We start from the raw sequence: 23,661 nt of genomic DNA, 5'->3' as shown, positions 1-23,661 counted from the left end.
TGCCGATACGTTTGTATTCAAGGACAATGGTGTGATGACCGTCGGTGCCAACAATCTCATCCGGGATTTCAGCCAATGCCAGGATGACAAGATAGCTTTCATTGATGTTGCGGGCGTGCAGTCGTTCAATGACCTTGTCATCACCCAAAGCGGAACTAGCACCATTATCATGGCGGGAGCTGATCAAGTTACGCTTGCAAACTTCACGCACTTGATGACGGCGAATGACTTTTTGTTCGTTTGAGAGCGCTCCTCTTCGTCGGCGATCTAGCACCGGTCCTCAAAACCACGGGCAATCGCTCCAACGAATTCGGTCCTCCGACTGCTCCTGCTCATAAGCGAACGCATCATGAAGACAGCCCGCTGGTAGGCCATCGGGCTGTTCGCGATGGGGCTACTTCCCCTTCACCTTCGGGTCATTCATGGTCACGCCCAGGTTGGCCGATCCGGGGCTGTTTGAAGCGCCTTGACACTAGCGGCCGCCGGAGAGTTGCCGCCGCCGCCCGATCCAGCACCCCAGCCCCCGCGCCGCCGCCGGCTCCGCCCGATCGAGCGCCCGCGCCTATCCCGCCTTATCTCCTCGCTCGCGCCGACGAAGTAATCGAGTAGAGTAGCGTTTGCGATGTTGAGTCCGTTGCTGGCCCTTAGCTGAACAACGCGAAGCCAATTCGGATGTCGGCTAACCTCACACGGGTGATGAACATCGTCGGCAAACCGAGCCTGATTGCAGCCATCCGCTCCGCCTGAAGGCCGGAAAGTGCGTCCAAACGCGCAATACCGCGTCGCGATACCCACTTTGGCCGGATATTGGACGATCCGACGCGAGAGCATCGGCCGCCTGCGATGATTGGCGACCACGGCCGCGTGACGACCTATCGGTTTGCACACAACCAAGACCCGAAGCAGACGTGGCGTGTCTGCAGGATGTCCGCTTTGCCCGGCGGCCTGAACCGGACGGTTGGGGCTTGGTAGCCCTTTGACCCCACAGTCAGCCTGCGAGATGCTCTGTCTTGTCCGGCGCCCAGATCGACTGGTTAATCGTCAACTTGGTCACAAGTCTGCCAGCAACTTGCGAGCTTCCACGAGATCGCGTGTTTCCAAGCCCTCGCTGAACCAGCTGTAGATCGGCACAAGAGCGTCGCGCGCCTCTTGCCGCATGCCGCGTGCCGCTTGAAGTCTGGCGCGCGCAACGCTTGCCCGAAGCTCGGGCAGCCTTGCCCCCTGGGCAGCGGCAATTTCAATCGCAGCCTCGAACTCCGCGTCCGCTTGATTTTCGGCCTCCGCCCCGGCTGCGAGCAACAGCAGTTCACCGCGCTCCCGGTGAAGTTCGACGGCGCACCAGCTCTCGAGACTTGCGTCCGCAAGTGCGACCGCTTCGTCGATGACCCGAAGCCCGGCCATGGCGTATCCAGCCTTGCGACGAAGCGCGGCGAGCAAGCCGAGATGGTGCGGAATACGTAGCCCCGCACTTGTACGCCGGAAATCCTCAAGCCCCGCATCAAAGTCTGCAAGACCTTCGTCAAGCCGGCCGGATTCTGCAATCGCCCAGGCGCGAACGAGGCTGGCCCATGCGCCATAGTAGTCGAAGCCGTACTTGGCGCAGATTTCGCGTGACTCGACAGCGGCTTGCAGTGCGGCATTTGGCTCTCGCTGGAATTGATGGAGCATCGCCAGATAGTTGAGCGCGAGCGCGATGCTGAATGGATGTGAAATCTCACGCGCGACGGCGAGCCCTTCCTCAGCAACCCTGAGGCTACGAACGGGATAGCCGAGATGCCAGTCGCAATGGCTCATATAGGCACGGCAGAATACGCTCATATCAATTCCGTAAACCTCGGAATAATAGCGGCCGCGGTATTCGCCGGCTTGTGCGCTTCTCTCGAGCCGATCGCGCGAGAATTGAAACCGGCCAAGGTGGAACGAGAGCACTCCCGCAAGATGATCGGCTTCGGCCTCACGCACGGGATCACCGCTTCGTTTGGCCAGCACCTCCGTCTCCTCCACGAGGCTTGTGACCTCGCGCAGGTTGGCGCGCACGTGATAGACGTGGCCGAGCCCCTTCAACGCGGCGGAGAGATCAGCCTCGCTCTGCAGCTCGCGGCTGAGCTCCTGCGCGCGCTGGAACGCCGCTTCCGCCTCGCGCGACGCAAATCCCTTCGTTGCAATCAACGGGCCGCCAAGCCCAAGCTGCAGGTCGAGCTCGAAGCGCGAGCGTGATGCGCCGAGGGGAAGTGTTCGGGCGCACTCGAGCCCTGATCTCAAATGGGCAATTGCCTCCATATTCGCCGATCGAGCGCCTGCGAGGCGACCGGCCCTCAGCCAGTATGGAATGGCCTTCTCTGCCAATCCGGCCTCGCCGAAGTGACGGGCGACGAGCTCCGGCTGCGCTTCGATAAGTTGCGGAAACAGCGCTTCGATCGACGTGGCAATCCGCGCGTGCAATTCCTGGCGGCGCCGTTTGAGCAGGCTTTCATAGGCGGCGTCGCGCACCAGGGCGTGCTTGAAGACATAGGTAGCGGCAGGCGCGAGGCCGCGCCGGAAAACGAGCTCTGCGGCCACCAGGCGGTCAAGCGCCGCGGCGAGCTCCACCTCTGGCATCGACACGACTGCAGCAAGCAACTCGTGATCGAACTCGCGGCCGATACAGGCTCCGATCTGGGCGACCTCCTTGACGGGAGCAAGACGGTCAAGCCGCGCCATCAACGAATCGTGCAGCGTCGCCGGAATCGCCAAGGACGGGAATGCTCCGGCGAGCACGTAACGAGCGCCGGTGTAGCGGAGGATCCCGGCTTCAAGAACGGCCTTCGTGAGCTCCTCGGTGAAAAGCGGCACACCCTCGGTCCGCTCCAGTATCCGATCGAGAACCTCGGCGGGAAGCGCTTTACCTTCGGTGATCCGGTCGACAAGCACGACCACCTGCGCCTGTGGCAGGCGGTTCAGCATGAGCAACGTGACGTGCGGAAACCCGGTCCATGGTGGCGGGAGTTCCGGGCGGAATGTGGCGACGACCAGCACTGGCAAGTCCTGGAGACGATCCACGATCTGGTCGAACAGCTCGCGCGAGGTCGGATCGAGCCAGTGCGCGTCTTCAAGCACCATCAGAACCGGGCCACGAGCGGCAAGTCGATTGAGGCGGGCCAGGAATGTGCGGAACAGGAGCGCCTTCCTTTGCTGCGGCGACATCTCTGGCTGGGAGCTCGGTCTCTCAGTTGGAATGCCGAGCAGATCTGCAAGAAGCTGGATTGCATCGCTAGACAGCCCTTCGCCGTTTTCGCCAAGGAGTAATTCGAGGCGCTTGAGCCGTGCTTCCGCGGCATCCTCAGGTGCGAACCGCGCCTCGCGCTCGAGCTGCGAGATGAAGGGAAAGAGCGGGCTGTTCAGGTGATGCGGCGAACAGGCATAGCTAACGAGCGCGATTTGTTCGGTCTGTAGCCGCTCGCGCAGTGCGAGCACCAATCGTGATTTTCCAATTCCCGGCTCGCCAAAAAGCAAAACGACCTGTCCAGCCCCTCCTTCTGCAAGCCGCCACCGTGACAGCATCAGATCGAGTTCCTCGCCGCGCCCGACGAGTGGCGTGACGTGGGCGCCGTGCAGGGCCTCGAACCTGCTCTGTGCCCTGCCTTCGCCGATGACCCGCCACGCTTGGACCGGCTCGGCAAAGCCCTTGAGCTGAAGGGGACCGAGCTCAACAAATTCGAAGAGATCGCCGACCAGGCGGCGCGTGCTGTCGGCGATAACGACCGTACCGGGATCCGCAACCTGTTGCAGACGGGCAGCGAGATTGGGTGTCTCCCCGGTGACCGTTTCCTCCTGCGCAACACCTTCCCCGAGCAGATCGCCCACCACGACAAGCCCGGTGGCGATGCCGATACGTGCCGCCAGCAGGCCCCCTGCGCCTGACGACATGCCGCTGACCGCTGTTGCGACGGCAAGTCCCGCCCGGACAGCTTGCTCCGCCGCATCTTCGCTTGCGCGCGGCCAGCCGAAATAGGCCTGCACCCCGTCTCCCAAAAACTTCGCGACGTGGCCCTCCAGTCGCGCAATCTCTCCCGCCACCGTATTCGAGTAGGCCCGCATGACCTCGCGCAGTTCCTCGGGATCGAGACGGCGGCTGAGATCGGTCGATCCGACGAGGTCGACGAACATGAGCGTGAGCTGACGTCGCTCGGCCGACGCAGGGGTCCGCGTCGCCGCCAGGTCCGCTGGCAGCAGGCCGATTGCATCGAGAATCTTCCGCCGATGGCCTACGGCCTGGACTCCAATCTCCTTGAGATCTTCAACCGTCAGGTGGGATAGGATCTCAAGGTCGATTCCGTTGTCGCGGAACGTCTGCTCATAGGACTGCAAGCCCAGGGTGCGCAGCCATTCTCCGATGTCCAACTTCGTCTCCGTTGCCCCCCCTCAACTACGGTCTCTTGTCAGGCGGCCGGTCGCTGTGCGGCGGACGGCCTGACGTTCTGGTTTAGCCGGAACAGGTTGCCGGGATCGTACTTGGCCTTCAGCGCCGCGAGACGAGCATAGTTCGGGCCGTAGGCGCCCGCCACGCGATCGGTCTCGTCCTCCGGCATGAAGTTGACGTAAACGCCGCCGGTTGCGTGGGATGCTGTCTCAGCAAAGAGCTGACGCGCCCAGCTGATCGAACGTCGCTCATCCGCCGGGTCGCGCCATCGCGTGTGAACGTTCATGACAAACTTCGTATCGCGGTGGGGGAACGCCGTGGCGTCGACGGCCATGCGACTGGTGGCGCCACCAAGCTGACCAATGAAAATCTCGCACTCCCCGGTCGGTAGGCTTGTCGTATGGCTCACCAGGGTGTCGAGAAGACCGTCGTTGAGCTCAACGAAATTGTGCGACTTCCAGTAATTATAGGCGCCGGGCGTGAGCAGTGGGTCAAACGCAGTCTGCCACGCCGCGAAGGGCTGCATGCCGATCACGTCCGCGATCGGCTCTCCGAGCGCGCGCAACGGCTCCAATGCACGCTTGCCCTCGTTCTCATCTCCCGCGTAGCAGACGGCGAACGCGACGATCTCCTTGCCGTGAACCTCGGCAGGCAAGAACGGCAGGGGCGGCGCCTGCCTGAGCACCACCCACACTGTCAACTCATCGGGCGCCTTGGCGGCGACGTCACGATAGCCCGCGAGCAGTTCCTTCGCCCGGGCAAAGGGATGGATGATGAGCCCGGCCAGAACCATTGGACCAACAGGGTGCAGGCGGAACTCAAACGAGGTCACCACCCCGAAATTGGCTCCGCCTCCGCGCAGAGCCCAGAACAGGTCAGTATTCTCGGCGATGCTTGCCCGGACGAGCTCACCTTCGGCCGTCACCACGTCGGCCGAGATCAGGTTGTCGGCGGCAAGCCCGAACTTGCGGCTAAGCCATCCGAAGCCGCCGCCCAGCGTCAATCCCGCAACGCCGGTCGTCGAGTTGATCCCGAGCGGGGTAGCAAGGCCGAAAGCTTGTGCCTCCTTGTCGAAGTCGCCAAGCGTTGCCCCCGGGTCCACGCGCGCCGTGCGGTGAAATGCATCAACCCGGACGGAACGCATGAGCGAGAGATCGATCAAGAGCCCGCCGTCACAAACAGCATTGCCCGCGATGTTGTGGCCGCCACCGCGCACGGCGACCAAGAGGCCGTGCTCACGCGCAAACCGTACGGCACGAATGATGTCTGCGGCCCCTTTGCAGCGCACGACCGCGCCTGGACGGCGATCGATCATCGCATTCCAGATCGTACGTGCTTCATCGTAGCCCGGCTCCTCGGCCAGACAGACGTTACCCCGCAAGGTTTGGCGAAAGGCCTCAATTGCATCGCTTTCAAGCGAAATCGCCTCGCCCTGCAGCGAGGCCAGCCGAATCTGCGTCATGGCATCTCCTCCGTGACTAGCGGTAGTATTTCGGCAGTCAGTTCTCATGCACTTAGACGGATCAGCGGAAAGGACGACCACGCCACGGCTGTTGCAACCGACGTGGCGCAGAAGCACCCCGCTGCACGGCCGTTCGACATTGCGAACGGCAGATTTCCGCCTAGAGGTTAGTCCTCCGGCAAAACAAATGGTTCAGCGACAGAATGTCTCGCGGATGAGGAGCGCCTAAAAGCCCGCGCGAGTCGACTTTCCGTCACCTGCAAAAGAAACCAAGAAAATCCGGTCCACAGAGGGAACTTTGGGGGTGGAGGAAAGGATGGAGGTCGAAAGCAACTCGTCGGCCGATGCCGCTTTGCCGCCCAAAGCTGCCACTTCTCGCAAGTCGGTTCCTGGCCCATCAGCGAAGTGGCGAACCCTCTCATTCAGGTCGGATTAGCGGGCAGCAGCGGACTAGTTTTGCGCAGATCGAGTTCTTCGCATTTTGACCCTTAGCGGATAACCTCCACGTTTGCTGCTGCTTTTACCTCAATACGGAAGTTAAGCTTCAGGCCCCGAAGCCTTGATCTATCTCAACGTCACTCCTGTTCCGCCCACAGATCGTGCGGTAGCGGCTTTCGCCGTCAACGTTGATGGCGTTTGTGCTGCGGCCAAGCCGTAAATGCCGCCACGTGAGGTAGCCGCTACCTATTGGGCTGGAGGTTTGCGTTCGCTGCCCGCCAGTTTTGAATTCTTTTGAAAGGGAAATACCATGGATATCACCCGCCGATCCCTCGCATTTGGAGGAATGGGCCTGCTCGCAGCAGCTGCTAGTCGATCCGCACTCGGCCAAGATGCTTTCCTTGGCGTGGGAGAGGGCCTGGAGGAGTTCTGGCTCGCGAGCGACGCTTACATCTTCGGCTATCCCTTGGTGACCATGGAGATGACGCGCCGGGTCATTACCAACGTTGCCGAGCCCGTGGGGACGCGGGGGCCAATGGGTCAAATCATAAAGTTGCGCCAGTATCCCGACGCTTCGTTCCGGGACGTCACCGCGCCTAACGCGGACACGCTCTACACGACTTCCTTCTTCGACGTCGGCAAGGAGCCGTGGGTTCTAAGCATCCCGGATATGAAGGGGCGCTATTTCCTGATGCCGATGCTGGACGGTTGGACGACCGTGTTTCAGGTGCCGGGAAAGCGGACTACCGGCACCGGCGCTCAGACTTATGCGATTACCGGACCCGGGTGGAAAGGCACGCTGCCGGCCGGCGTGAAAGAGTATAAATCGCAGACCAACATTGTGTGGTTGCTCGGCCGCATCTATTGCACCGGCACGCCGGAGGATTATGCCGCCGTCCACAAGTTGCAGGACGAATGCAAGCTTGTTCCGCTCAGTGCCTACGGCAAGGCATACACGCCACCTCCGGGAAAGGTCGATCCGTCCATCGACATGAAGACAGCAGTCCGCGAACAGGTCAATCGCATGGACGCAGTGTCGTATTTCAAGCTGCTGTGCGATCTCATGAAGAGCAATCCGCCCTATGCAGCAGACAAGCCCCAACTTGCCAAGTTTGCCCGCATCGGCATCGTTCCTGGGCAGGATTTCGACGAAAGCAAGCTGAAAGCGGACTTCCTCAAGCGGCTGCCTGAACTGTCAGTCGACAGGATTATGATTCAATTCAAAATCAACAAAGCCATCAAGGACGAAAATGGCTTCGCTTTCACAACGAAAGGCGGCATCTATGGCACCGACTATCTGATGCGGGCTCTAATTACCGCAATCGGACTTGGCTGCAATCGACCGCAGGATGCGGTCTATCCGACTTCGGAGAAGGATGCGGACGGCCGCAAGTACAATGGTGCGAACAAATACGTCATGCGATTTGCCAAAGGCGATCTGCCTCCTGTGGAGGGATTCTGGTCGCTGACGATGTACGATAGCGGCTACTTCTTTGTGAAGAATCCGATCAACCGCTACTCGGTCAGCGCTCGCGAGGAGCTGAAGGAAAACGCGGACGGCTCGACCGATCTCTATATCCAGAAGGACTCCCCGGGCAAGGACAAGGAATCAAACTGGCTTCCCGCGCCCGAGGGAGATTTTATCCTCATGCTACGCATGTATTGGCCGCAAGAAACAGACCCGTCGATCATCAACGGCTCATGGTCGGTGCCTGCCGCCAAGAAGGTCGGTGCTTGAGAACTAGCGCGCCATGCTAACATGCAGGCGCGCCAAGTGCCTTCAAGGGCGTCACACGCCGGAGGATCTAGATGAGCAACGCAGCTATTGCAATGGACGGCAGTGCTGCCGTTACGCCAACGGCACTTAGTTGGAAGTTTATCCGTTGGGGTCTGGGGCTGTTTATTACTGGATTTCTGACGGGCTTTATTCCCATCGCGCACTACATGGTTGGCGCTATAGCCGGAGACGTGGGTCCGGATTTTCTGAGAAACATCACGCTCTGGTGGGGCTGTCCGGCGGTCCTGGCAGAACTGACCCTCAAGGCAGGCGGCCTTGGCATGGTTGCCATCGGCTTTTGTTATCAGGCAATCCATCGGCAGGGTGCGCCACTGGATATTTCGAGCCACGAGCGTATTGCGCCTACGCTTTGTGCGTTCGGTCTGATTTGCACGCTCGTATCAGCAGCCGCAGGCTACGTAATTTGCAACTATTTCTGGCCTAACTTTTATTATCATGCGATTCCGACCGGAAAGAATGTGTGGCTTGCGGCGCAAGGGCTCAGTATAGCCATCTACGTGGTTGGCGCTTGCTATTCGTTCGCTGGCATCCGTAGAGCGTCGGCGCACTTTCGATGACGTCCTGTTCGGATGATTTCCCAACCGAGAGTCGTTCGCCGCTAAGGCGGCCACGGTTTGCGCGCTGGTCGTGGCAAGCAGGACCCTGGTCGTTCATAGGATGGCTCTGTGGGATCGCAACGGGCGCACTGTGGATCTATTCCGGTATGCCTATGATTTGTCATTGAGCGACGGTGTTTCTGCCAATGGCCCTGAGCATGTAACCCCGACTTCCGCAGATGTCCGCTTGTAGCCCGTCGGCGACGTAGCAGCGCCCCTCCACGAAGTCCGCTTACGGAGGAATCGCAGACCAGATTTGCTCACGTTGAGTTCTTCGTGTTTTTGACCCAAAGCGGTCCTATTCGGAACTGCCGGTCTGCCCGCTTTTCGCATCTTTCGCTCGATTTCTGGACGGCACGTGTCTCGACGCACGTGGCGGCGTCGCAACTGCACGAGCGGCGGAGGTGGAAAACCGAGCTGGACATCCCACACGACGATCGGCCGCCGCTTCATTGCGGGCTTTCAGTGAGTAGGCTTCGTCGCCCCGCGCAGATTGACCGAGCCGACAGGTCAGATAAGATGCTCAGACGAGCGCCCATCCAGAATGGTGATGGTTCGGTTTCGAATGGGCTGGTTCAAGGACAATATCAGACAGGGTTCGTGGGCGGCGCTGATTGCGCTCGCCATTAACTTTGCGTTGTCCTTTGGTCACGTTCATGCCTTTGGCGGTACGGGCTCAGGTCCAAGCCAGATTGCCCTCACAGCGCCAAGCGCGCCCGACGATCGCAATCATACGCCCAAACACCCTGCTGACGGGGTGGACTATCTCTGTCCGATCTGTATCGCCAGCGCGGCGATGGGGAACGCGCTGGCGCCGACACTGCCTGCGCTGCTCGTTACGCTCGCCGAGGTGTCGGTCGATCGTGCGGTCGAGCCCGCGTATGCAATCCCTCAGCCGCACCGCTCGGCCTTTCAATCCCGCGGCCCCCCGATTTCCTGACGCCGCTGCCTCGGTCGTGTAGCGCTGCACTAAAACTGTCGTCGCCATCGGCCGAGGTTCCATCGCTTAGCATGGCTTACGTTGTTTTGCCCCGCAGCCTTGCATCAGCTCAGTCAGGAATCTCATGTACTTCGCCCCTTTGCGCATCCCGCGCAGCCTTCTCGTAAGCGTGTCGACGCTTGCGCTGGTCGCAGCGTCAGATGTCCCCGCGCTCGCGCAAGCCGGCGCCGCCTCGCCGCCGCCGGAACCATCCGCTTCCCCTTCCGCGCCCGAAACGCCGGCTCCGACCCAGCCATTACCGCAGCAGAGCCCCCCTGCCACGGAACAGACCCCGTCGCCTCCGTCCCAAGCGCAGGGCGGCAATGTCCTGCCCGAAACGCGCGTGGTCGCACCCGCCGAGCGGCGGCCGCGAACGCCACCACCGCGCCAGGTGGTGCGCCGCCAGCCAGCGCCGACACAGACCCAGGCACCGAACGAGGCGGCGACCCAGGCGCAGGTCGTTGCCCAGCAGAACCAGAAATTCGACGCGGCCCGCCAAAACATCTTCCCACCGATAGGGGCCGGCTCTTTTGAGATGAACCGTCAGGCCATCGAGTCCCTGCCGCAGGGCAACAACACTACGCTGGATAAGGCGCTGTTGCAGTTCCCGGGCGTCCACCAGGATTCGGCGGCGAGCGGCGAACTCCATGTGCGCAACGAGCATGCCAATCTTCAGTACCGCATCAACGGCATCATGCTGCCCGATGGCGTCGGCGGTTTCGGGCAAATCCTCGACACGGGTATCGTCGGCAATATGGCGCTGCTGACGGGTGCGCTGCCGGCGCAATATGGCCTGCGCACGGCCGGCGTGCTGGATATTACAACCAAGGCGGACGCATTCGATAATTCCGGCAAGGTCAGCGTCTATGGCGGCAGCCACCAGACCATCACGCCGTTCGCCGAATACGGTGGCACGGTTGGACAAACGCAGTATTACGTGTCGGGTCGCTATCTCTACAATAATCTCGGCATCGAGAACCCGACGCCCGCAAATGAGGCCATTCACGACCGCACGCAACAGGAAAAGGGCTTTGCCTACGTCTCGACGGTGATCGACCCCAACAGCCGCATTACCTATATCGGCGGCGTCTCCAACGCGCTGTACCAGATTCCAAATAATCCCGGGCAGCCGTCCAACTTCCAGTTGGGTAACATAACCAGATTCGATTCCGCGTTTCTCAACGAGCGGCAGTCCGAACTCAATCAGTTCAACGTCGTGGCCTACCAGCACTCGGCCGAAGGCATCGACTACCAGCTTTCCTATTTCAACCGCTACAGCCAGCTCCACTTCTGGCCCGACCCGACCGGTGACCTGCTTATCAACGGCATTTCATCGAGCGTGTATCGTCAGAGCTACGTCAATGGCATCCAGGAAGACACGGCCTGGCGGATCGCCGACGCGCACACGCTGCGGTTTGGGTTCACCACGAGCGCCGAGCGGTCCCTGGTCACAGGCATCAACGCGACGTTCCCAAGTGATCCGGTGAGCGGTGGTCAGGCGTTCGACCCCACCACGGGCGCACCGCTTCCACCCGTCACCATCTACGATTCCTCCAGCAAGCTCGGCTGGCTGTTCGGCGCCTATGTGCAGGACGAATGGAAGATAACCAACAACCTGACCCTCAACGCCGGCTTGCGCTTCGACCAGATGTGGCAATACGTCGACGCCAATCAGTTCAGCCCGCGCATCAGCCTGACCTGGGTGCCTCAGGACGGCACTACCGTCCATGCCGGGTACGCGCGGACGTTCACGCCGCCGCAGCAGGTGATTGCAGCTCCGACCAACATTGCGCTGTTCCAGGGCACGGTGGCTGCGCCGGCAGTTACTCAGAACAATCCGGTGCTACCGGAACGAGCCCATATTTTCGATGCAGGCGTGGTTCAGAAGATCTGGCCGATTCCCGGCCTCGAAGTCGGCCTCGACGGCTACGTGAAGCTGGCGCGAGATCTTCTCGATGACGGGCAGTTCGGCCAAGCCTATGTGCTCAATGGCTTCAACTATGCCAAGGCAAACAATATCGGCCTCGAATTCAAGGCAAGCTATACCAAGGGCAATCTTAAGCTCTACGGCAACGTGGCTTGGGCGCGCCAGATCGGCAAGAATGTCGTCTCGAACCAGTTCCTGTTCGATCCGGACGAACTGGCCTACATCGCCACCCACTACATCTACACCGACCACAGTCAATGGGTGACGGCATCGGCCGGCGCATCCTATCAATGGTACGACACGAAGTTTACCGCTTCCATGATCTACGGCAGCGGACTTCGTTCCGGCTTCGCCAATACCGACCACGTGCCGTCCTACACCCAGGTCAATGTCGGCGTATCGCAAGACTTCTATCTCGTCGCGCCGAACAAGCCGACCACAGTGCGGTTCGACGTCGTGAACCTCTTCGACAAGATCTACGAAATCAGGGACGGGTCCGGCATCGGCGTGTTCGCTCCGCAGTTCGGTCCGCGGCGCGGTTTCTTCGTCGGCATCTCACAGAAGATATGAGCGGGAGCCGGGGGTGATCCACGAGGACAACGGAAAAGAGAACCATATGCCTGATCGCAAATCACGGGCGAAGTCTGGAAATTTCGCCCGCATCGTCACGCTGACCATCGTGAGCCTTGCACCGCTCGCGATGTCGACGGCTGCGCTGGCTGACACATCAAATCCGCTGCTGCCCCGCAATCTCTCGCCGTGGGGCATGTTCCTCAACGCCGACATCATCGTGAAGGCGGTGATGATCGGGCTTGCGTTTGCATCGTTCGTGACCTGGACGGTGTGGCTTGCCAAAACGATTGAGTTAGCCGGCGCGCGGCGGCAGGCCCGCCGCCGCACCAGGCTGTTGGAAAGCGGCGGCAGCCTCGCGGAGGCGGTCCGCGCATGCCGTAACGACAGGGACGCCGTCGCCCAGCTCATCCTCACTACCGCGCGCGAGGCCGAGCTGTCCGACGGCATCGTCGACGAGGCGTTCAAAGAGCGCGTCGCCTTGCGGCTGGAGCGCGTGCAGGCGGCGATGACACGGCAGATCTCGCGCGGCACCGGCCTGCTCGCCACGATCGGCGCGACGGCACCGTTCGTCGGCCTGTTCGGCACGGTCTGGGGCATCATGAACTCCTTCATCGGCATTTCCGAATCCCACACCACCAATCTCGCGGTGGTGGCGCCGGGTATCGCCGAAGCGCTGCTCGCAACCGCCATGGGACTGGTCGCGGCAATCCCCGCGGTCGTGATCTACAACCACCTGGTGCGGGTCATTGGCGGCTACCGCACCCTATTGGACGACGCCTCGGCGCAGCTCCTGTTGATGATCAGCCGCGGACAGCACGGCACCGCGGTAATGCTGCCACGGGCCGCGGAGTGACAGCATGGCCATACGTCTTGGACAACGTTCGGGCAGCGACGATCTCGAAATCCAGCACGAGATCAACGTCACGCCGTTCATCGACGTCATCCTCGTGCTCTTGATCATCTTTATGGTGGCGGCACCGCTTGCCACTGTCGACATCGGAGTCAACCTGCCCGCCAGTACCGCGCCGGAGCAGCCGCGGCCCGACAAGCCCGTCTTCCTGACCATTAAGCCGGACGAGACCATTGCGGTTGGCGAGACCTTGGTGCCACGTGGGGAGCTTTCGGCCGCGCTCGATTCCGCGACCAACAATCATAGGGACGAAACGATTTTCGTCCGCGGAGACAAGACCCTCAGCTATGGCGCGCTCATGGAGGTGATGAACAGCCTGCGCGATGCCGGATATCTCAAGCTCGCTTTGGTCAGTCTGGAAACGCCGACAGCCAAGCCATGAACGCGTTTGAACTACATCTGCCAGAACGGCGCGGACTTTCCCGCTGGACATTTGCCGGCGTGACGATCCTGATGGCGCACGCTGCGATCGTGGCCGCGGTTGCGTTGTGGTATGCCCGCAGGCCGGTCGAACCGAACATCCTGCCCGCCATCGCAGTGACACTGGCACCGGTCGAAAGCAGTTCGCCCGAGATTCAAGACCAGGACATCGCCGTTGGGCCAACCATGCAGCAGGCCGAGGCCGCGCCACCGGAACCGCCCAAGGTCGAGGAGAAGCAGGAAGAGCCGGTGGTGCAGCCGCCGCCGGCACAAGAGGCGGAAGTCACGCTGCCAAAGGTCGAGAAGCAGGTGGACGAACCGAAGCCGGTGCCGCAACCGCCCGCGCCGGAAACCCGCGCGCCGCCAAAGAGCGAACATATCGGACAGTTCACCGAAGCAGGCTCAAACGCCTACAACGCACTGGTGTTCGGCCATCTGCAAAAGTTCAAGCGCTACCCGTCGGCCGCGCGCGGCAAATCAGGCACGGTCATCGTGAGATTTGTGCTGAACCGCGCAGGCGATGTGATCGGCAGCACTGTAACGAAGTCGTCGGGCAACGATGTCCTCGATCGCGAGGCGATCGATATTCTTCGACGCGCGAGTCCGTTCCCAGCATTCCCTGCCGCCAAGTCGGGGGCGGAGGACACTTACATCGCGCCGGTGAATTTCGCCCGGGCCAGTTGAAGGCGCCGGCATCTCCGAACGTTCTGAGTTGCCGCTCTGCCCGGCAACTATGGACGCCGAGCATCGATTGCCTGTCATAAGAAAGTAGGGCCGCGTGCTGACCCTGGTCCTAGTACCTGTAAGAGGCACGCAGTTGACGGGAGTGTCGAATGACAGTCCGGACCTTGTTGCTGGCTCTTTGCCTTCTGATTTGCAGTGAACTGCCCGCTGTTTCCAAAGGCAGTGCCGCAAATAAGGAGGATCCTTGGGATCCTCGTCATATAGACGATTTGCCCGCTGAGGTCCGACAATACATCACTGGAGTTTGCAAAGGACCGGCCCGCGCCCAGCATGGCTTTGCGACCTACTCTCCGCGCGAAAAGCGCTGGCGAATAAACCTTGAGTACCTTCAATGCAACGGCCTTGGCGAATACCGTCGAGGAAACCAATGTCTGGACGTTGACTTCGTTGAAGTGGGGTCGCTGTTTCGTCTCGCCGGAAAACAGTATAGGGATTGCGGCTTCTGAACCTCACCAATTCCTACGATGTCGCCTCTTGGGCCGATTTCGTTGCAAAAGTTGGCCGCTACCGATGCAACTGGCGCCTGTTGTTTACGGGCCACGGCTTTGACGCGCCGTGCCCTGGCGCTCGTTACTCAACTCTGACGCTACGCGATGCGCAGAGCCCTGGCAGGTGGCGGCGTGCGGCCAGGGCCACGAGTCGTCGCAGGTTCTGAGCGACGGGGGCGAGGACAAACTCATCTTGTGCGCCTCGCGGACCACGCAATCGCAATCGACCAAGCCTCTGGATGCGCTTCAGGTGTGCGAACCGCATCTCAATCTTCTTGCGCTCACGTCGAGACTGCTCAAAGCCCTCGGTGCCAGCGAAGGACAGTGCAACGTCTCGGGCGCGCCTTTCGCCGCATAAGTGGCTGTTGAAACGCCGTGTGGATCAAGCCAAAAGCCTATTACGCGATCGAACGCTCCCGCTTTCGGATGTGGCGCTGTCCTGCGGCTTTAACGACCAGTCTCATTTCACCCGCTTCTTCGCAAAGCTGACCGGCGTTACCCCCGGCGCATGGCGACGACATCTTTACTGATCGTGTGGGCGAAACACCGCGGCCACTTCTTGATTTGAAAATTGCGATATAGTGGGCTGCCGCCAAGGCAAATGTCGCGTATGGGTCAAACTGTGAAAAGCGCAACGCGAGCAATTCACGTCAGCTAGACCCTGCGAAGCAGTCCTCTAAGGGCGAGCCGCGGCTTCGCCGACGGCTTGACCGTTCACTGAACGAGCACGTCCTGATCGCGTCAGGCGCGGCCAAACCTGGAATGCCTCAGCGACAAGATTAGCGGAAAAGCCGTCGCCGGGTTGAGCGCTGCGACGGCTTCTTCGTTACGCGATCAGACGGCCGCGACTACCCGCCGCGTCGCATGAAGGAAACGGTTAGCGGGAGCTGCGACGCCATCAATGGGATGACGCTCCTGTTTGCGCATTTCATCGACTAGACGTTCGAGGTAGGGCGGCAGAGGCGAGGCTTCAAGAGATAAGTTCTTTTGCAATCTGTCACCCACCTCGTCACAGATCGACCGGGCAGTCTTATGATCGATGTGGTCTGATATTCGACTGGTCGGCTCCATATCGCGACCTTTTGGTAGGCCCCATAATTAACTTAAGTTACAGGATGCGAAAATGTTTCGCGCCCCTTCGAAGAATGCCGACGTTCCACAAGCGAAGTGACGATACTCCTCTTCGTTCCATTAAATGGCCAAGAGGCGAAATTGACCCGTGGTCACGCAAAAAGTAAAGCCCTGCCGAGGAAGTGATCGGCACCTCTAACGGCGTGCACTTCCGGTTGAACCTTCGCGCGGTTCCGAAGCCCCACGCAAATGGGCTGGGAAACGGAGGTTTCCATGACCAGTTCCAATAGACACCCAGTACATCTTTATAGGTTGATCGTAGCGCGCACGTTGGGATTTTGTGCGGTCGCACGTTTCAGCATCACCACAGCCTTTTCACATGACCTGATGCGACCAGAACTGGACGCTTGGTTCAAAAGTCTCAAGAATAAGGCAGGTGAGCCGTGCTGTGATGGTGGGGACGGCCAACATGCGGAGGCCGAGTGGGATATGGCAAAAAATGGCTACAGAGTCCTTCTGAAGCATCCGCATCGGCGAAACGAGCCCGGGCAATGGTTTGACGTGCCAAACTCTGTCGTGCTCAACCAGCAGAACCTCAGCGGCAGGGCGATGGTCTGGTGGTGGCCGTCCTACGCCGATGGAAGAATGACCCCTATGTGGCGCTGCTTCATTCCCGGACCGGAGGGACGATCCTCCCCGGGGAAACAATGGCACCCGTAAGTCCGCCGTGGGTCAAAATCGGAAGTCGGGGTTGACCGCGGTCTCCGTCCGCGCTTGGTTTGAAAGCAAACCATTGCCCGTGCTCGGTTGACAGTCAGCACAGGGCAAAAAAGCGAATTACCGTGCGCAGCGCCAGGATTTCCGGCCTGGGCAATGCGTGTGCCGTCGCTCCCATTTGTCAACGTGGTTGACGGTAATCGCCCGGAATTGCTGTTCCGCGAACTATTGGATGGAATCCTCTGGCAACAAGCATGATGATGTTGCCTTGCTGAACTGGTCGTGGTGGTTGAAGTTCGGCGCATATGTCACCGGCTACAATAGCGGTGTCATGAGGTGCGATATGGACTCCCGAGGTGACCGGCGCCATTGAAGTTACCATCGCCTGCACCTCTTCCCTAATGAACCAATGGCCGGCCACAGCGCGACCGGCGACGGTGTCGTCTGCTGGCGGAGCGTAGCCGCGGCAGGCGACTGGATTGATGAATCGGGAAAGGCGTTATCCAGTAGAGGAGTATCCTATGAAGTTGGCCCAAACATCAGCACTCGTCATTTGTCTGCTCTGCGCGCCGGGAATTTCGTTGGCCGCGGACGTTAAGGGGGACGTGGAGAAGGCTTACGCAGCGTGGGATGCCGCATTCAACAAGCACGACGAGAAGGCCATCGGCGCCTCCTATGTCGCGACGGCAAAATTGATGCCACCGACACATCAGGTCGCGTCGGGTCCGGCCGAGATCGAGAAGTTCTTTGCCGGACTCTTCGCGAGCGGTGTGACGGATCACAAGTTGGAGATGATCGACGCCGGCGGAGACGACATGGTTGTGTTCGGCACAGCCAAGTGGAGCGCCACGGGTAAGGACAAGGAGGGCAAGCCGTCTCCCTTCAGTGGTTTGGCGACGCACGTCTTCGAACGCCAAGCCGACGGATCACTCAAATTAAGGCTGCAAACATTCAACTAAGCGATTGAGGCTCAATCTGTCCGGTGAGACGGCGGCCTTACCGGAGACCCAAAACGGCTATTTGCCACTGGTGAAGGATATGTCCGGGTTGGGTCATAAGCGGAGGTGAACGCCGGTGCTGCCCAGCGTCTGCTCTACTCCCACAGCCGACATCTCAAAGGCTTGAACGCTGTTCGGCTCAGGGCCGATTTTGTTGCAAAAGTCGGGTTGAGTACGACCTCGAACGGTGATTCCGTTGTGTTGACGCGATTCTCGGCGAGGTCGATCCATGATGGGCCGTCTGTAGAGTGACCAAGGTCAGCTGTTCTACGAGTTTCGCCTCGGCGATTCGGTTCCTGAAGACCATCTGGTACGGAAGATCGAGGCCGCTCTCGATCTGTCCTGGCTTCGTAGCGAGTGCACCTCATTATTCATCGATGGGTAGCCCGTCGATCGATCCGGAACTGATGATCCGGATGCTGGTCGTGGGGTATGTCTTTGCGATCCGCTCGGAGCGATTGATCTGTCGTGAAGTGCAGGTGAACCTCGCCTATCGTTGGTTCTGCAAGCTCGGTATCGAGGATGCTATCCCGGATCATTCTGCGTTCTCGCGCGCCCGCAATGAGCGCTTCCGCGAGGGAGATGTTTTCCGTCGTATGTTCGAGCGGATCGTTGAGACGTGCATCGCGGCGGGCCTGGTTGGTGGCGAAGGCTTTGCGCGGTCTATTGCCGGAAGGCCCGCGAAAAGTGGCTCACCGATAAGCCGTTATCAGTTGCTAGATCGGCCAAAGAGACGTCACCTTCCAGATTTGCGGCAAGGGTTTCTTCACTGCGTTTCACCTGCCGGGGCGCGAGTCCGCCACGTACCGGGCGAACGACCGGTTGCATACCGCCATAGGTCTGCGCGGCCATGTGTACCGACTGCCATCGTCACGTACTCTGCGAAGACGCGGCTCGCCTGTTCGGGACGCTCGAACGCGGGCATTAGAGAGGCGACCAATGCCCGCATCGTCGGATCGTCGACGCCAACTCCGGGTTGGTAGCGACAATTCCTCGATTTGGCGCGCTTCGGCACCGTCCGCACCCAAGTTCAACGCGGCGCGGGGGAAATAGAAATGAACGGAATGAAATGGATTGTTGATGGTGAATTGCGGCTTGCGTTTCATATCGTAGATAGTCGTGTCTTCGGCTCTTAGTGACGTCACCGGGGCCACTCGCTCCCCTCAAACGATCGTGGACCGGGTTGAAGCGCAACTATAAAGGCATCTTCACGAATATGCGGGGCCGATGTGCCGTGCGCCGGATCGTCGGAACGAACCTCTGTGACCGCGATATTCGTATTCTGGAGCGAACGAAAAAACACAGCCGAGCGCGCTTGCAAGCGCTTCCCCAACTCTTCTCCGTATGCGCTGCTGTGTGCCATACCGCTGACGAAGCCTCTCAAAAGGTCGGCAGATGCGCCTTCGTTCAGATGCGGTAAAATACTTTCCCCGCGCAGGGAAGCAATGACCATCTGCAAGTAAGCCAGTTCGGGTACGGCTGTGGGTCACTCGGGCGACTACGGCCTCTACGCCGTCTTCGAGCAGAAGCTCTATCGCGTCGGCAAAGACGACGATCGCGGCATCGGCGTATTCGCTCGCGCCTCCTACGGACCGTCGGATCGCAATCCGATCGATCTCTATGCCGACGGTGGCCTCGTAACCTCTAGGCCCCGGCTCATCCCCCTTCGAGCTGGCGCCCTTTCTTGCGCGACAAGGGATCAGGGGGACGGACCGGCTCCGGCCTATCTTGCCCCCTCCAGCCGGGACCGTCTCCCTGCCCTTGTCGTATCGGAGTATCCCATGGTCCTTCTGGGTGATCGCGTCAGCCGCGCGGTTCTTGAAGTAGCCGAGGACGTAGACGCGTATGGCAGACGACAGATTACCATGCTGCAGGTTGCGCTCGATCTCACTGGCTAGATCCGATAGCGACATGTCCCCCTGGCGGGAAATCTCTTTCACAGCCGTCCAGAATGCCTCTTCCAGGCTGACGCTGGTCTTATGGCCGCCGACGAGGATGGATCGTTTCGCGACGGGCGATTTCATGGCTGTTCCTGGCGCTCGATGGCTTTGCGCTCGCTGCCGTTGTGGCAATCATCACTTACGTGAAGCCTGCGCGCTAGCAGGCGGCGAGCCGGCGTCCTTTCCGCCGCCGGCTGGAGCCTTATGTCAGGCACGCGACCACGGCCAGAACGAGATCTGCGCCGAAGTCTCCCGAAAAGATCGAAAACAGAATTCCGGCACCAAGCGCAGATGCAATCACTTTGAGTGTAATCATTTTGGCTCCCCTCTTAATTCCAAAGTTCAGAGTGAGCGCGGTCTGTTTCCGGAGCGTTTCGAGACCTCGTCAAAACGGCTTCGTTCACCGAGGCGTTACATATAGGGAAAATCTGGCAACCTGAATGTCCTAATTGCAGGCGACCATGTCACATCGTCTGGCGAAAGGAACGCCGTCTAGGCATTGCCTTCGACTGACGCGGCAAAGAGACTTCAACAAACATTTGTTAGTGCCCCGACCACTTTAGGTTGGGAAAAAATGGCAGTGCGCGCGTTTTGATTCGCTAGCGCCGAACGGCCTCAGCATTCGGTGCCAGCCCGGTGATGCGCGAGGACGTTTTCGCTTACATCTGATCAACTGTCTTGTTTAGCCGCACGTAAGTCCGGCTCTCGTGCAGCTCGAGCCAGCCGGCGCCGAATTCGGGCCCGGTGGCCTTGCAGCCATTCTTCGACAGAAACGGGTAATTGATCCTCTCGATGTGAATGCGGCCGTCCACGGCTTCAATGCTCTTCGCGAGCTTGATCAGCTTGCCCGCCGCGGCTTCGGACACGGAATATGGACGGTCAGCGTATGCGTTCCTCGCCCTCGATCATGCGGGCCGATCAGCTCCACAAATTTACCATCCGAGACCACCCGCCGCTATGGCGTATTGACGCCACGCGGCAGAGGGTTCCATATTGCCGGTAGTTCCCGTTACCTGCCGGAGATGTCGGATGGAGCTGTCCGACCGCATAAAGTCAAACATGGAAGTAGTGCTGGAAGAAGCCTGCTGCGAGCTGCCAAATGGCGGCGACCATGAAAGCCGGAGGCTGATCGCCGACCAACTTTTGGAAGTGGCAGAATCGGGCCACACGACTTTGAACGAGCTGCGGAGCGCGGCGCTAAGAGCGTTTGCAAAGGCTGCGCTCATCAAGCGCCAATAGGTTTTTTTGTGGCTTCAGTATTGCTCATAGAGGACGAAGCATTGATCCGCATGATGGTGGCGGACATGCTCGAAGAGCTTGGCCATACAGTGTCGGCTGAGGCCGCGAATTTAACGCAGGCTCTTGCGTTGGCATCCAGCGCAGAGTTTGATTTTGCCATCCTTGACTTTAACCTCGGTGGGGAAACGAGCGTGTCCGTCGCCGATGCTTTACAGGTCCGCAATATCCCATTCGCCTTCGCAAGCGGCTATGGCAGCGACGGCGTACCGGAGAAATTCCTGTCCCGACCTAGGCTTCGAAAGCCATTTCAGATCGACCAACTTCGAATCTGCATCACCAACTTACTGAACGTGCCCTAATCGCGCGGCCGGGCGTGGGCAAACCGTAACGTGGATTATCAGTATGAAGTCCTATGAGCGGTTCACTCGACTTAATCGAAAATGCGCCATCTCGGAGCGGCTTGGCGCAGGTAGTCCGTAATCTTTGGCCCGTTTGGCGGCGAGCCCTCGATAAGCCGACGCCTGCGAAAGTAGCTGGTTTTTAAAATTTGTATCGCGCTCGCTTGACGCTAATCGCTCAAGCTGCACCGCGCGATCTAGGTATTCCACCAACATTTTCATGAAGCCGATCTCCCAACGCGGCGCTAACGACCACTTCGTGCGGGAGTTCCTACAGGGAGCGCGCCTCGTCTCCGCATTGTGCTTGGCGCGCCTGCACCTTTCCGCTGAGCTGCAAAATTCGCGTTGCGGAAACTCGTAAGATTTCACCACCGTCGTCGCGGATTCTGATGGACTTTAGTCCGTACTGATCTTTGAAGCCATCATCGATGATGATCTGCCCTAGTGCTTCGATTGCCAAACGACGCGCCGCCGTCAAATCATGGAGCTCCCTTCGTCGTCGCGAAGCTCCCCGTCACTACCATGAAGATCAAAGTAAAACACCGCCATGGCGGGAAAAACCAGCAGTCGCACTCGAAGTTCCACGCACGATTGGCTCGCCCTTGCCCGGCGACGAATTGAGCACTAACAGCGTCATTGCGGTGCGATATCAGGGCTGCAGCCTTGACAGGAGACGTTGTCGATCCAGCTCCCGAAGTCGCTGATCTGCGCGCATCCGTTCAAGTTCGGCCTCAGCTTTGGTCGTCTCTTGGCGCTGGCGCTTTAGTTCGACAATAAGCGCCTCTTGCTTTGCGAGCTGCCGTTCTCCCTCGACGACATCGCGCTCTATCTGTCGCAGCTCATCGAACGTCACAGTCGTGTCCATCATGATACTCTCGCGGCCATGCTGGCAATTCACGGGACTGGTTTGCCGCCTCTCCAGGCTACGCGCTCGGCGCCGATTACCGGAGCGCGAGGTTCATAATTCAACTCAGCCAACTTCTTGTGCGTTCCGGCCGGTGCCATTTTTTCCCGATCTTGCCGGCTCGCAGGAACAACAAGGGCGAGCGACTATTTGAGTCGTCGCTGGCTCGTTGCCAAGGCCGGCGGAGCGGCCCCGGCCTACCCCCTTGCCCCCCCTGGAGCCGGGGCCGTCTCCGTGCCCCTTGTAGTCAGAGTAGCGTATGCGTTCCTCCTCGATCGTGCGGGCCGACCGCCTCGACCGCGAGTACTTGAAGACTTCGGCGCGCGCGCCGGTTGCGCCTGGCGCGAGACGGATGACGGCTGACACTGACCTCGAGGGCGTCCTGCAAAATCTCCTGTCTGGGCAGTACGCCTATCCGGTCCGGATTGTATCCTTCAATACCGCCGAGGGCTGGTCGCGGGATGCGACTTCCGACGTTGCCAACGCCCTGGCCCAGCGCGCAGCCGACACCGATGCCGAGATCTCGTCTGCACTGCAAGCCTTCATCGCCGCTAACGCCACAAGGCGCTTCGACATGCAGCTAGCGCTGCCCTTGGGCGGGGTCGCTTGCTAAGAAAAGCCGCTGGCCGCCGGTGCAATGACCACGACGTGCATCAACTGTGACGACCGCTGGGTTTACGAGAACCACCCGGATCGCCCTTGGGACGGCCGACGCGCCTACCGGGCCGACAGTGCAACGCCGCCAGCCAGATCAATTCGTCCGACCATCGAGCCAAGTCTCGACCGTCCATGGGACTGTGCAAGTTGAGTGGCTGTTCCACCAGTCTCGAAATAGAACGCTGCCGGGCTCGAAATGCATGTCCCGGCAGCGTCTCATTCTCAAACTGAGTTCTGAAATCCCAGTTAGTTTGAATTGTGCAATGGCCGTGCCACAGGTTTGTGACGGTGCCCGCTGGCTTACGCGGGCGGCTTCCCGGCCCCAATGGCTGCTGTGTGCACTTGTCCACATACTCCGATCGCTACCTGGAGTATGATTTCGCGATCGCCGCTCGGCCCGTGGCATCAGTCGGTGATGAGAACGCCGGTAGCGCTCCCGCCCTACTCGAACCGGGAGAGCGCCATGACCATCAAGCGTCGGCGTCGCATCAAGCAAACAGAAACGTTGGAAGAACGTCTGACTCATGAAGCTGATCGGCTTCGTGAGGAGGCCAAGAAACTGAGGCCCGGCATGAAACGGGAGCATCTGTTGCGGCAAGCCCGCCAGTGCGAGACCGGCATGCACATCAGCGAGTGGCTAAGATCGCCCGGCTCGCAACCCCCAAAATCTGGTTGACCACGCTTGTTCCGGGGGTGAAACTCGGGGCAAAGCGGACGACCTCTGTGAACGACTACCAAGCCCAACTTGAGAAGCTGCGGACGGACGCGGCCGAGTGTGCCCTCATCCGCGATCTCGCAGCTGGATCAAAGGTCCGCCTTGGCCGATGAGAAGGTGCCTTGTCTGCCGTTAGTGCCTCTGGATGGGTTCGAACCTGGCGATCTTGGTTGCGCCTTCCCAAAGCTCTACTGCGTGCCCGTCGACAAGCTGCTCGGCTTGCTCCCTTGCGCATGGCTATGTGCCCGTCTTCCCCGATGATGTAAGCCCGAAATCCTCGCATGATTC

The 23,661-nt window shown here is 59.9% G+C and carries 20 protein-coding genes and 6 pseudogenes; 17 read left to right on the top strand and 9 right to left on the bottom strand.

From position 1 onward, the window contains the following. A pseudogene (locus tag OWC48_RS41420) lies at positions 1-244 on the top strand (hypothetical protein); the annotation flags it as partial. A gap of 806 nt (positions 245-1,050) precedes the next feature. Here OWC48_RS41420 and OWC48_RS41415 read toward each other — a convergent pair. Next, on the bottom strand, positions 1,051-4,380 hold the full coding sequence (locus OWC48_RS41415) for an adenylate/guanylate cyclase domain-containing protein (RefSeq protein ID WP_282525164.1): 3,330 nt from the start codon (positions 4,378-4,380) through the stop codon (positions 1,051-1,053). Positions 4,381-4,418: 38 nt separating this feature from the next. Next, the gene (locus OWC48_RS41410; protein ID WP_282525163.1) at positions 4,419-5,861 is read right to left on the bottom strand and encodes an FAD-binding oxidoreductase; all 1,443 of its coding nucleotides are present in this window, start codon (positions 5,859-5,861) and stop codon (positions 4,419-4,421) included. A gap of 748 nt (positions 5,862-6,609) precedes the next feature. Here OWC48_RS41410 and OWC48_RS41405 point away from each other — a divergent pair. The 8 genes from OWC48_RS41405 (at position 6,610) to OWC48_RS41370 (ending at position 14,692) form a co-directional block, all read left to right on the top strand. Further along, complete coding sequence (locus OWC48_RS41405; protein WP_282525162.1) at positions 6,610-8,037, top strand: DUF1254 domain-containing protein; 1,428 nt, start codon at positions 6,610-6,612, stop codon at positions 8,035-8,037. Between the two features lie 71 nt (positions 8,038-8,108). Further along, positions 8,109-8,654 (top strand): hypothetical protein, encoded by a 546-nt coding sequence (locus OWC48_RS41400; RefSeq protein WP_282525161.1) that lies wholly within the window; start codon positions 8,109-8,111, stop codon positions 8,652-8,654. A gap of 604 nt (positions 8,655-9,258) precedes the next feature. Further along, the gene (locus tag OWC48_RS41395; protein WP_282525160.1) at positions 9,259-9,633 is read left to right on the top strand and encodes a hypothetical protein; all 375 of its coding nucleotides are present in this window, start codon (positions 9,259-9,261) and stop codon (positions 9,631-9,633) included. A 169-nt stretch (positions 9,634-9,802) separates the two neighbouring features. Then, positions 9,803-12,169 carry a TonB-dependent receptor domain-containing protein gene (locus OWC48_RS41390; RefSeq protein ID WP_282525159.1) on the top strand — a complete coding sequence of 789 codons (2,367 nt, stop codon included), beginning with the start codon at positions 9,803-9,805 and terminating at the stop codon, positions 12,167-12,169. Between the two features lie 46 nt (positions 12,170-12,215). Beyond that, positions 12,216-13,025: a tonB-system energizer ExbB gene (gene exbB / locus OWC48_RS41385; RefSeq protein ID WP_282525158.1), complete on the top strand. Its 810-nt coding sequence runs from the start codon at positions 12,216-12,218 to the stop codon at positions 13,023-13,025. 4 nt (positions 13,026-13,029) lie between these two features. Next, complete coding sequence (gene exbD / locus OWC48_RS41380; RefSeq protein WP_282525157.1) at positions 13,030-13,464, top strand: TonB system transport protein ExbD; 435 nt, start codon at positions 13,030-13,032, stop codon at positions 13,462-13,464. Then, positions 13,461-14,186, top strand: coding sequence for an energy transducer TonB (locus tag OWC48_RS41375; RefSeq protein ID WP_282525156.1), 726 nt, complete (start codon positions 13,461-13,463; stop codon positions 14,184-14,186). The genes exbD and OWC48_RS41375 overlap by 4 nt, the downstream gene beginning before the upstream one ends. A 149-nt stretch (positions 14,187-14,335) precedes the next feature. Further along, on the top strand, positions 14,336-14,692 hold the full coding sequence (locus OWC48_RS41370) for a hypothetical protein (RefSeq protein ID WP_282525155.1): 357 nt from the start codon (positions 14,336-14,338) through the stop codon (positions 14,690-14,692). A gap of 124 nt (positions 14,693-14,816) precedes the next feature. On the opposite strand, the pseudogene OWC48_RS41365 reads toward OWC48_RS41370, so the two are convergent. Continuing rightward, positions 14,817-15,074, bottom strand: a pseudogene (locus OWC48_RS41365) (transposase); the annotation flags it as partial. On the opposite strand from OWC48_RS41365, the gene OWC48_RS41360 reads away from it, so the two are divergent. From OWC48_RS41360 to OWC48_RS41350, 3 genes and pseudogenes are all read left to right on the top strand, one after another. Beyond that, a complete protein-coding gene (locus OWC48_RS41360; protein WP_282525154.1) occupies positions 14,974-15,264 on the top strand; it encodes a helix-turn-helix transcriptional regulator in 291 nt (96 codons plus the stop codon). The pseudogene OWC48_RS41365 and the gene OWC48_RS41360 sit on opposite strands and share 101 nt — an antisense overlap. A 1,779-nt stretch (positions 15,265-17,043) precedes the next feature. Next, on the top strand, positions 17,044-17,481 hold the full coding sequence (locus OWC48_RS41355; protein WP_282525153.1) for a nuclear transport factor 2 family protein: 438 nt from the start codon (positions 17,044-17,046) through the stop codon (positions 17,479-17,481). A 301-nt stretch (positions 17,482-17,782) separates the two neighbouring features. Then, positions 17,783-18,179, top strand: a pseudogene (locus OWC48_RS41350) (transposase); the annotation flags it as partial. A gap of 4 nt (positions 18,180-18,183) precedes the next feature. Here the strand turns inward: OWC48_RS41350 and OWC48_RS41345 are convergent. After that, on the bottom strand, positions 18,184-18,372 hold the full coding sequence (locus OWC48_RS41345) for a hypothetical protein (RefSeq protein ID WP_282525152.1): 189 nt from the start codon (positions 18,370-18,372) through the stop codon (positions 18,184-18,186). 629 nt (positions 18,373-19,001) lie between these two features. Here OWC48_RS41345 and OWC48_RS41340 point away from each other — a divergent pair. Beyond that, complete coding sequence (locus OWC48_RS41340) at positions 19,002-19,418, top strand: carbohydrate porin (protein WP_282525167.1); 417 nt, start codon at positions 19,002-19,004, stop codon at positions 19,416-19,418. Here the strand turns inward: OWC48_RS41340 and OWC48_RS41335 are convergent. Together OWC48_RS41335 and OWC48_RS41330 are read right to left on the bottom strand one after the other, a co-directional pair. After that, a pseudogene (locus tag OWC48_RS41335) lies at positions 19,320-19,544 on the bottom strand (ribbon-helix-helix domain-containing protein); the annotation flags it as partial. The gene OWC48_RS41340 and the pseudogene OWC48_RS41335 sit on opposite strands and share 99 nt — an antisense overlap. Before the next feature lie 575 nt (positions 19,545-20,119). Continuing rightward, complete coding sequence (locus OWC48_RS41330) at positions 20,120-20,326, bottom strand: hypothetical protein (RefSeq protein WP_282525151.1); 207 nt, start codon at positions 20,324-20,326, stop codon at positions 20,120-20,122. 163 nt (positions 20,327-20,489) lie between these two features. Between OWC48_RS41330 and OWC48_RS41325 the strand changes: the two genes are divergently transcribed. Next, on the top strand, positions 20,490-20,699 hold the full coding sequence (locus OWC48_RS41325; protein ID WP_282525150.1) for a hypothetical protein: 210 nt from the start codon (positions 20,490-20,492) through the stop codon (positions 20,697-20,699). 8 nt (positions 20,700-20,707) lie between these two features. Beyond that, on the top strand, positions 20,708-21,058 hold the full coding sequence (locus OWC48_RS41320) for a response regulator (RefSeq protein ID WP_282525149.1): 351 nt from the start codon (positions 20,708-20,710) through the stop codon (positions 21,056-21,058). Between the two features lie 51 nt (positions 21,059-21,109). Here the strand turns inward: OWC48_RS41320 and OWC48_RS41315 are convergent, their stop codons facing one another. The 3 genes and pseudogenes from OWC48_RS41315 to OWC48_RS41305 all read right to left on the bottom strand — a co-directional run bounded on the left by OWC48_RS41315 (position 21,110) and on the right by OWC48_RS41305 (position 21,965). Next, positions 21,110-21,319 carry a hypothetical protein gene (locus OWC48_RS41315; RefSeq protein ID WP_282525148.1) on the bottom strand — a complete coding sequence of 70 codons (210 nt, stop codon included), beginning with the start codon at positions 21,317-21,319 and terminating at the stop codon, positions 21,110-21,112. Positions 21,320-21,368: 49 nt separating this feature from the next. Then, positions 21,369-21,578 (bottom strand): annotated as a pseudogene (locus tag OWC48_RS41310) (hypothetical protein); the annotation flags it as partial. A 168-nt stretch (positions 21,579-21,746) separates the two neighbouring features. Next, positions 21,747-21,965, bottom strand: coding sequence for a hypothetical protein (locus OWC48_RS41305; RefSeq protein ID WP_282525146.1), 219 nt, complete (start codon positions 21,963-21,965; stop codon positions 21,747-21,749). Positions 21,966-22,260: 295 nt separating this feature from the next. Here OWC48_RS41305 and OWC48_RS41300 point away from each other — a divergent pair. Together OWC48_RS41300 and OWC48_RS41295 are read left to right on the top strand one after the other, a co-directional pair. Further along, a pseudogene (locus OWC48_RS41300) lies at positions 22,261-22,614 on the top strand (hypothetical protein). 507 nt (positions 22,615-23,121) lie between these two features. Next, the gene (locus OWC48_RS41295) at positions 23,122-23,334 is read left to right on the top strand and encodes a hypothetical protein (RefSeq protein ID WP_306664709.1); all 213 of its coding nucleotides are present in this window, start codon (positions 23,122-23,124) and stop codon (positions 23,332-23,334) included. Positions 23,335-23,661: the final 327 nt, after the last annotated feature.

Source organism: Bradyrhizobium sp. Arg816 (assembly GCF_029989365.1).
Taxonomy (GTDB): Bacteria; Pseudomonadota; Alphaproteobacteria; order Rhizobiales; family Xanthobacteraceae; genus Bradyrhizobium.
Note: the sequence above shows the minus strand (reverse complement) of the source record. Positions and strands in the feature narration are given on the sequence as shown.

Coding starts and splice junctions, on each gene's coding strand:
- OWC48_RS41305 (WP_282525146.1), bottom strand. CDS start 21,965: ATGATGGACACGACTGTGACGTTCGATGAGCTGCGACAGATAGAGCGC.
- OWC48_RS41325 (WP_282525150.1), top strand. CDS start 20,490: ATGGAGCTGTCCGACCGCATAAAGTCAAACATGGAAGTAGTGCTGGAA.
- OWC48_RS41315 (WP_282525148.1), bottom strand. CDS start 21,319: ATGAAAATGTTGGTGGAATACCTAGATCGCGCGGTGCAGCTTGAGCGA.
- OWC48_RS41360 (WP_282525154.1), top strand. CDS start 14,974: ATGCGCTTCAGGTGTGCGAACCGCATCTCAATCTTCTTGCGCTCACGT.
- OWC48_RS41355 (WP_282525153.1), top strand. CDS start 17,044: ATGAAGTTGGCCCAAACATCAGCACTCGTCATTTGTCTGCTCTGCGCG.
- OWC48_RS41400 (WP_282525161.1), top strand. CDS start 8,109: ATGAGCAACGCAGCTATTGCAATGGACGGCAGTGCTGCCGTTACGCCA.
- OWC48_RS41345 (WP_282525152.1), bottom strand. CDS start 18,372: ATGGCCGCGCAGACCTATGGCGGTATGCAACCGGTCGTTCGCCCGGTA.
- exbD (WP_282525157.1), top strand. CDS start 13,030: ATGGCCATACGTCTTGGACAACGTTCGGGCAGCGACGATCTCGAAATC.
- OWC48_RS41395 (WP_282525160.1), top strand. CDS start 9,259: ATGGGCTGGTTCAAGGACAATATCAGACAGGGTTCGTGGGCGGCGCTG.
- OWC48_RS41375 (WP_282525156.1), top strand. CDS start 13,461: ATGAACGCGTTTGAACTACATCTGCCAGAACGGCGCGGACTTTCCCGC.
- OWC48_RS41410 (WP_282525163.1), bottom strand. CDS start 5,861: ATGACGCAGATTCGGCTGGCCTCGCTGCAGGGCGAGGCGATTTCGCTT.
- OWC48_RS41295 (WP_306664709.1), top strand. CDS start 23,122: ATGACCATCAAGCGTCGGCGTCGCATCAAGCAAACAGAAACGTTGGAA.
- OWC48_RS41405 (WP_282525162.1), top strand. CDS start 6,610: ATGGATATCACCCGCCGATCCCTCGCATTTGGAGGAATGGGCCTGCTC.
- OWC48_RS41370 (WP_282525155.1), top strand. CDS start 14,336: ATGACAGTCCGGACCTTGTTGCTGGCTCTTTGCCTTCTGATTTGCAGT.
- exbB (WP_282525158.1), top strand. CDS start 12,216: ATGCCTGATCGCAAATCACGGGCGAAGTCTGGAAATTTCGCCCGCATC.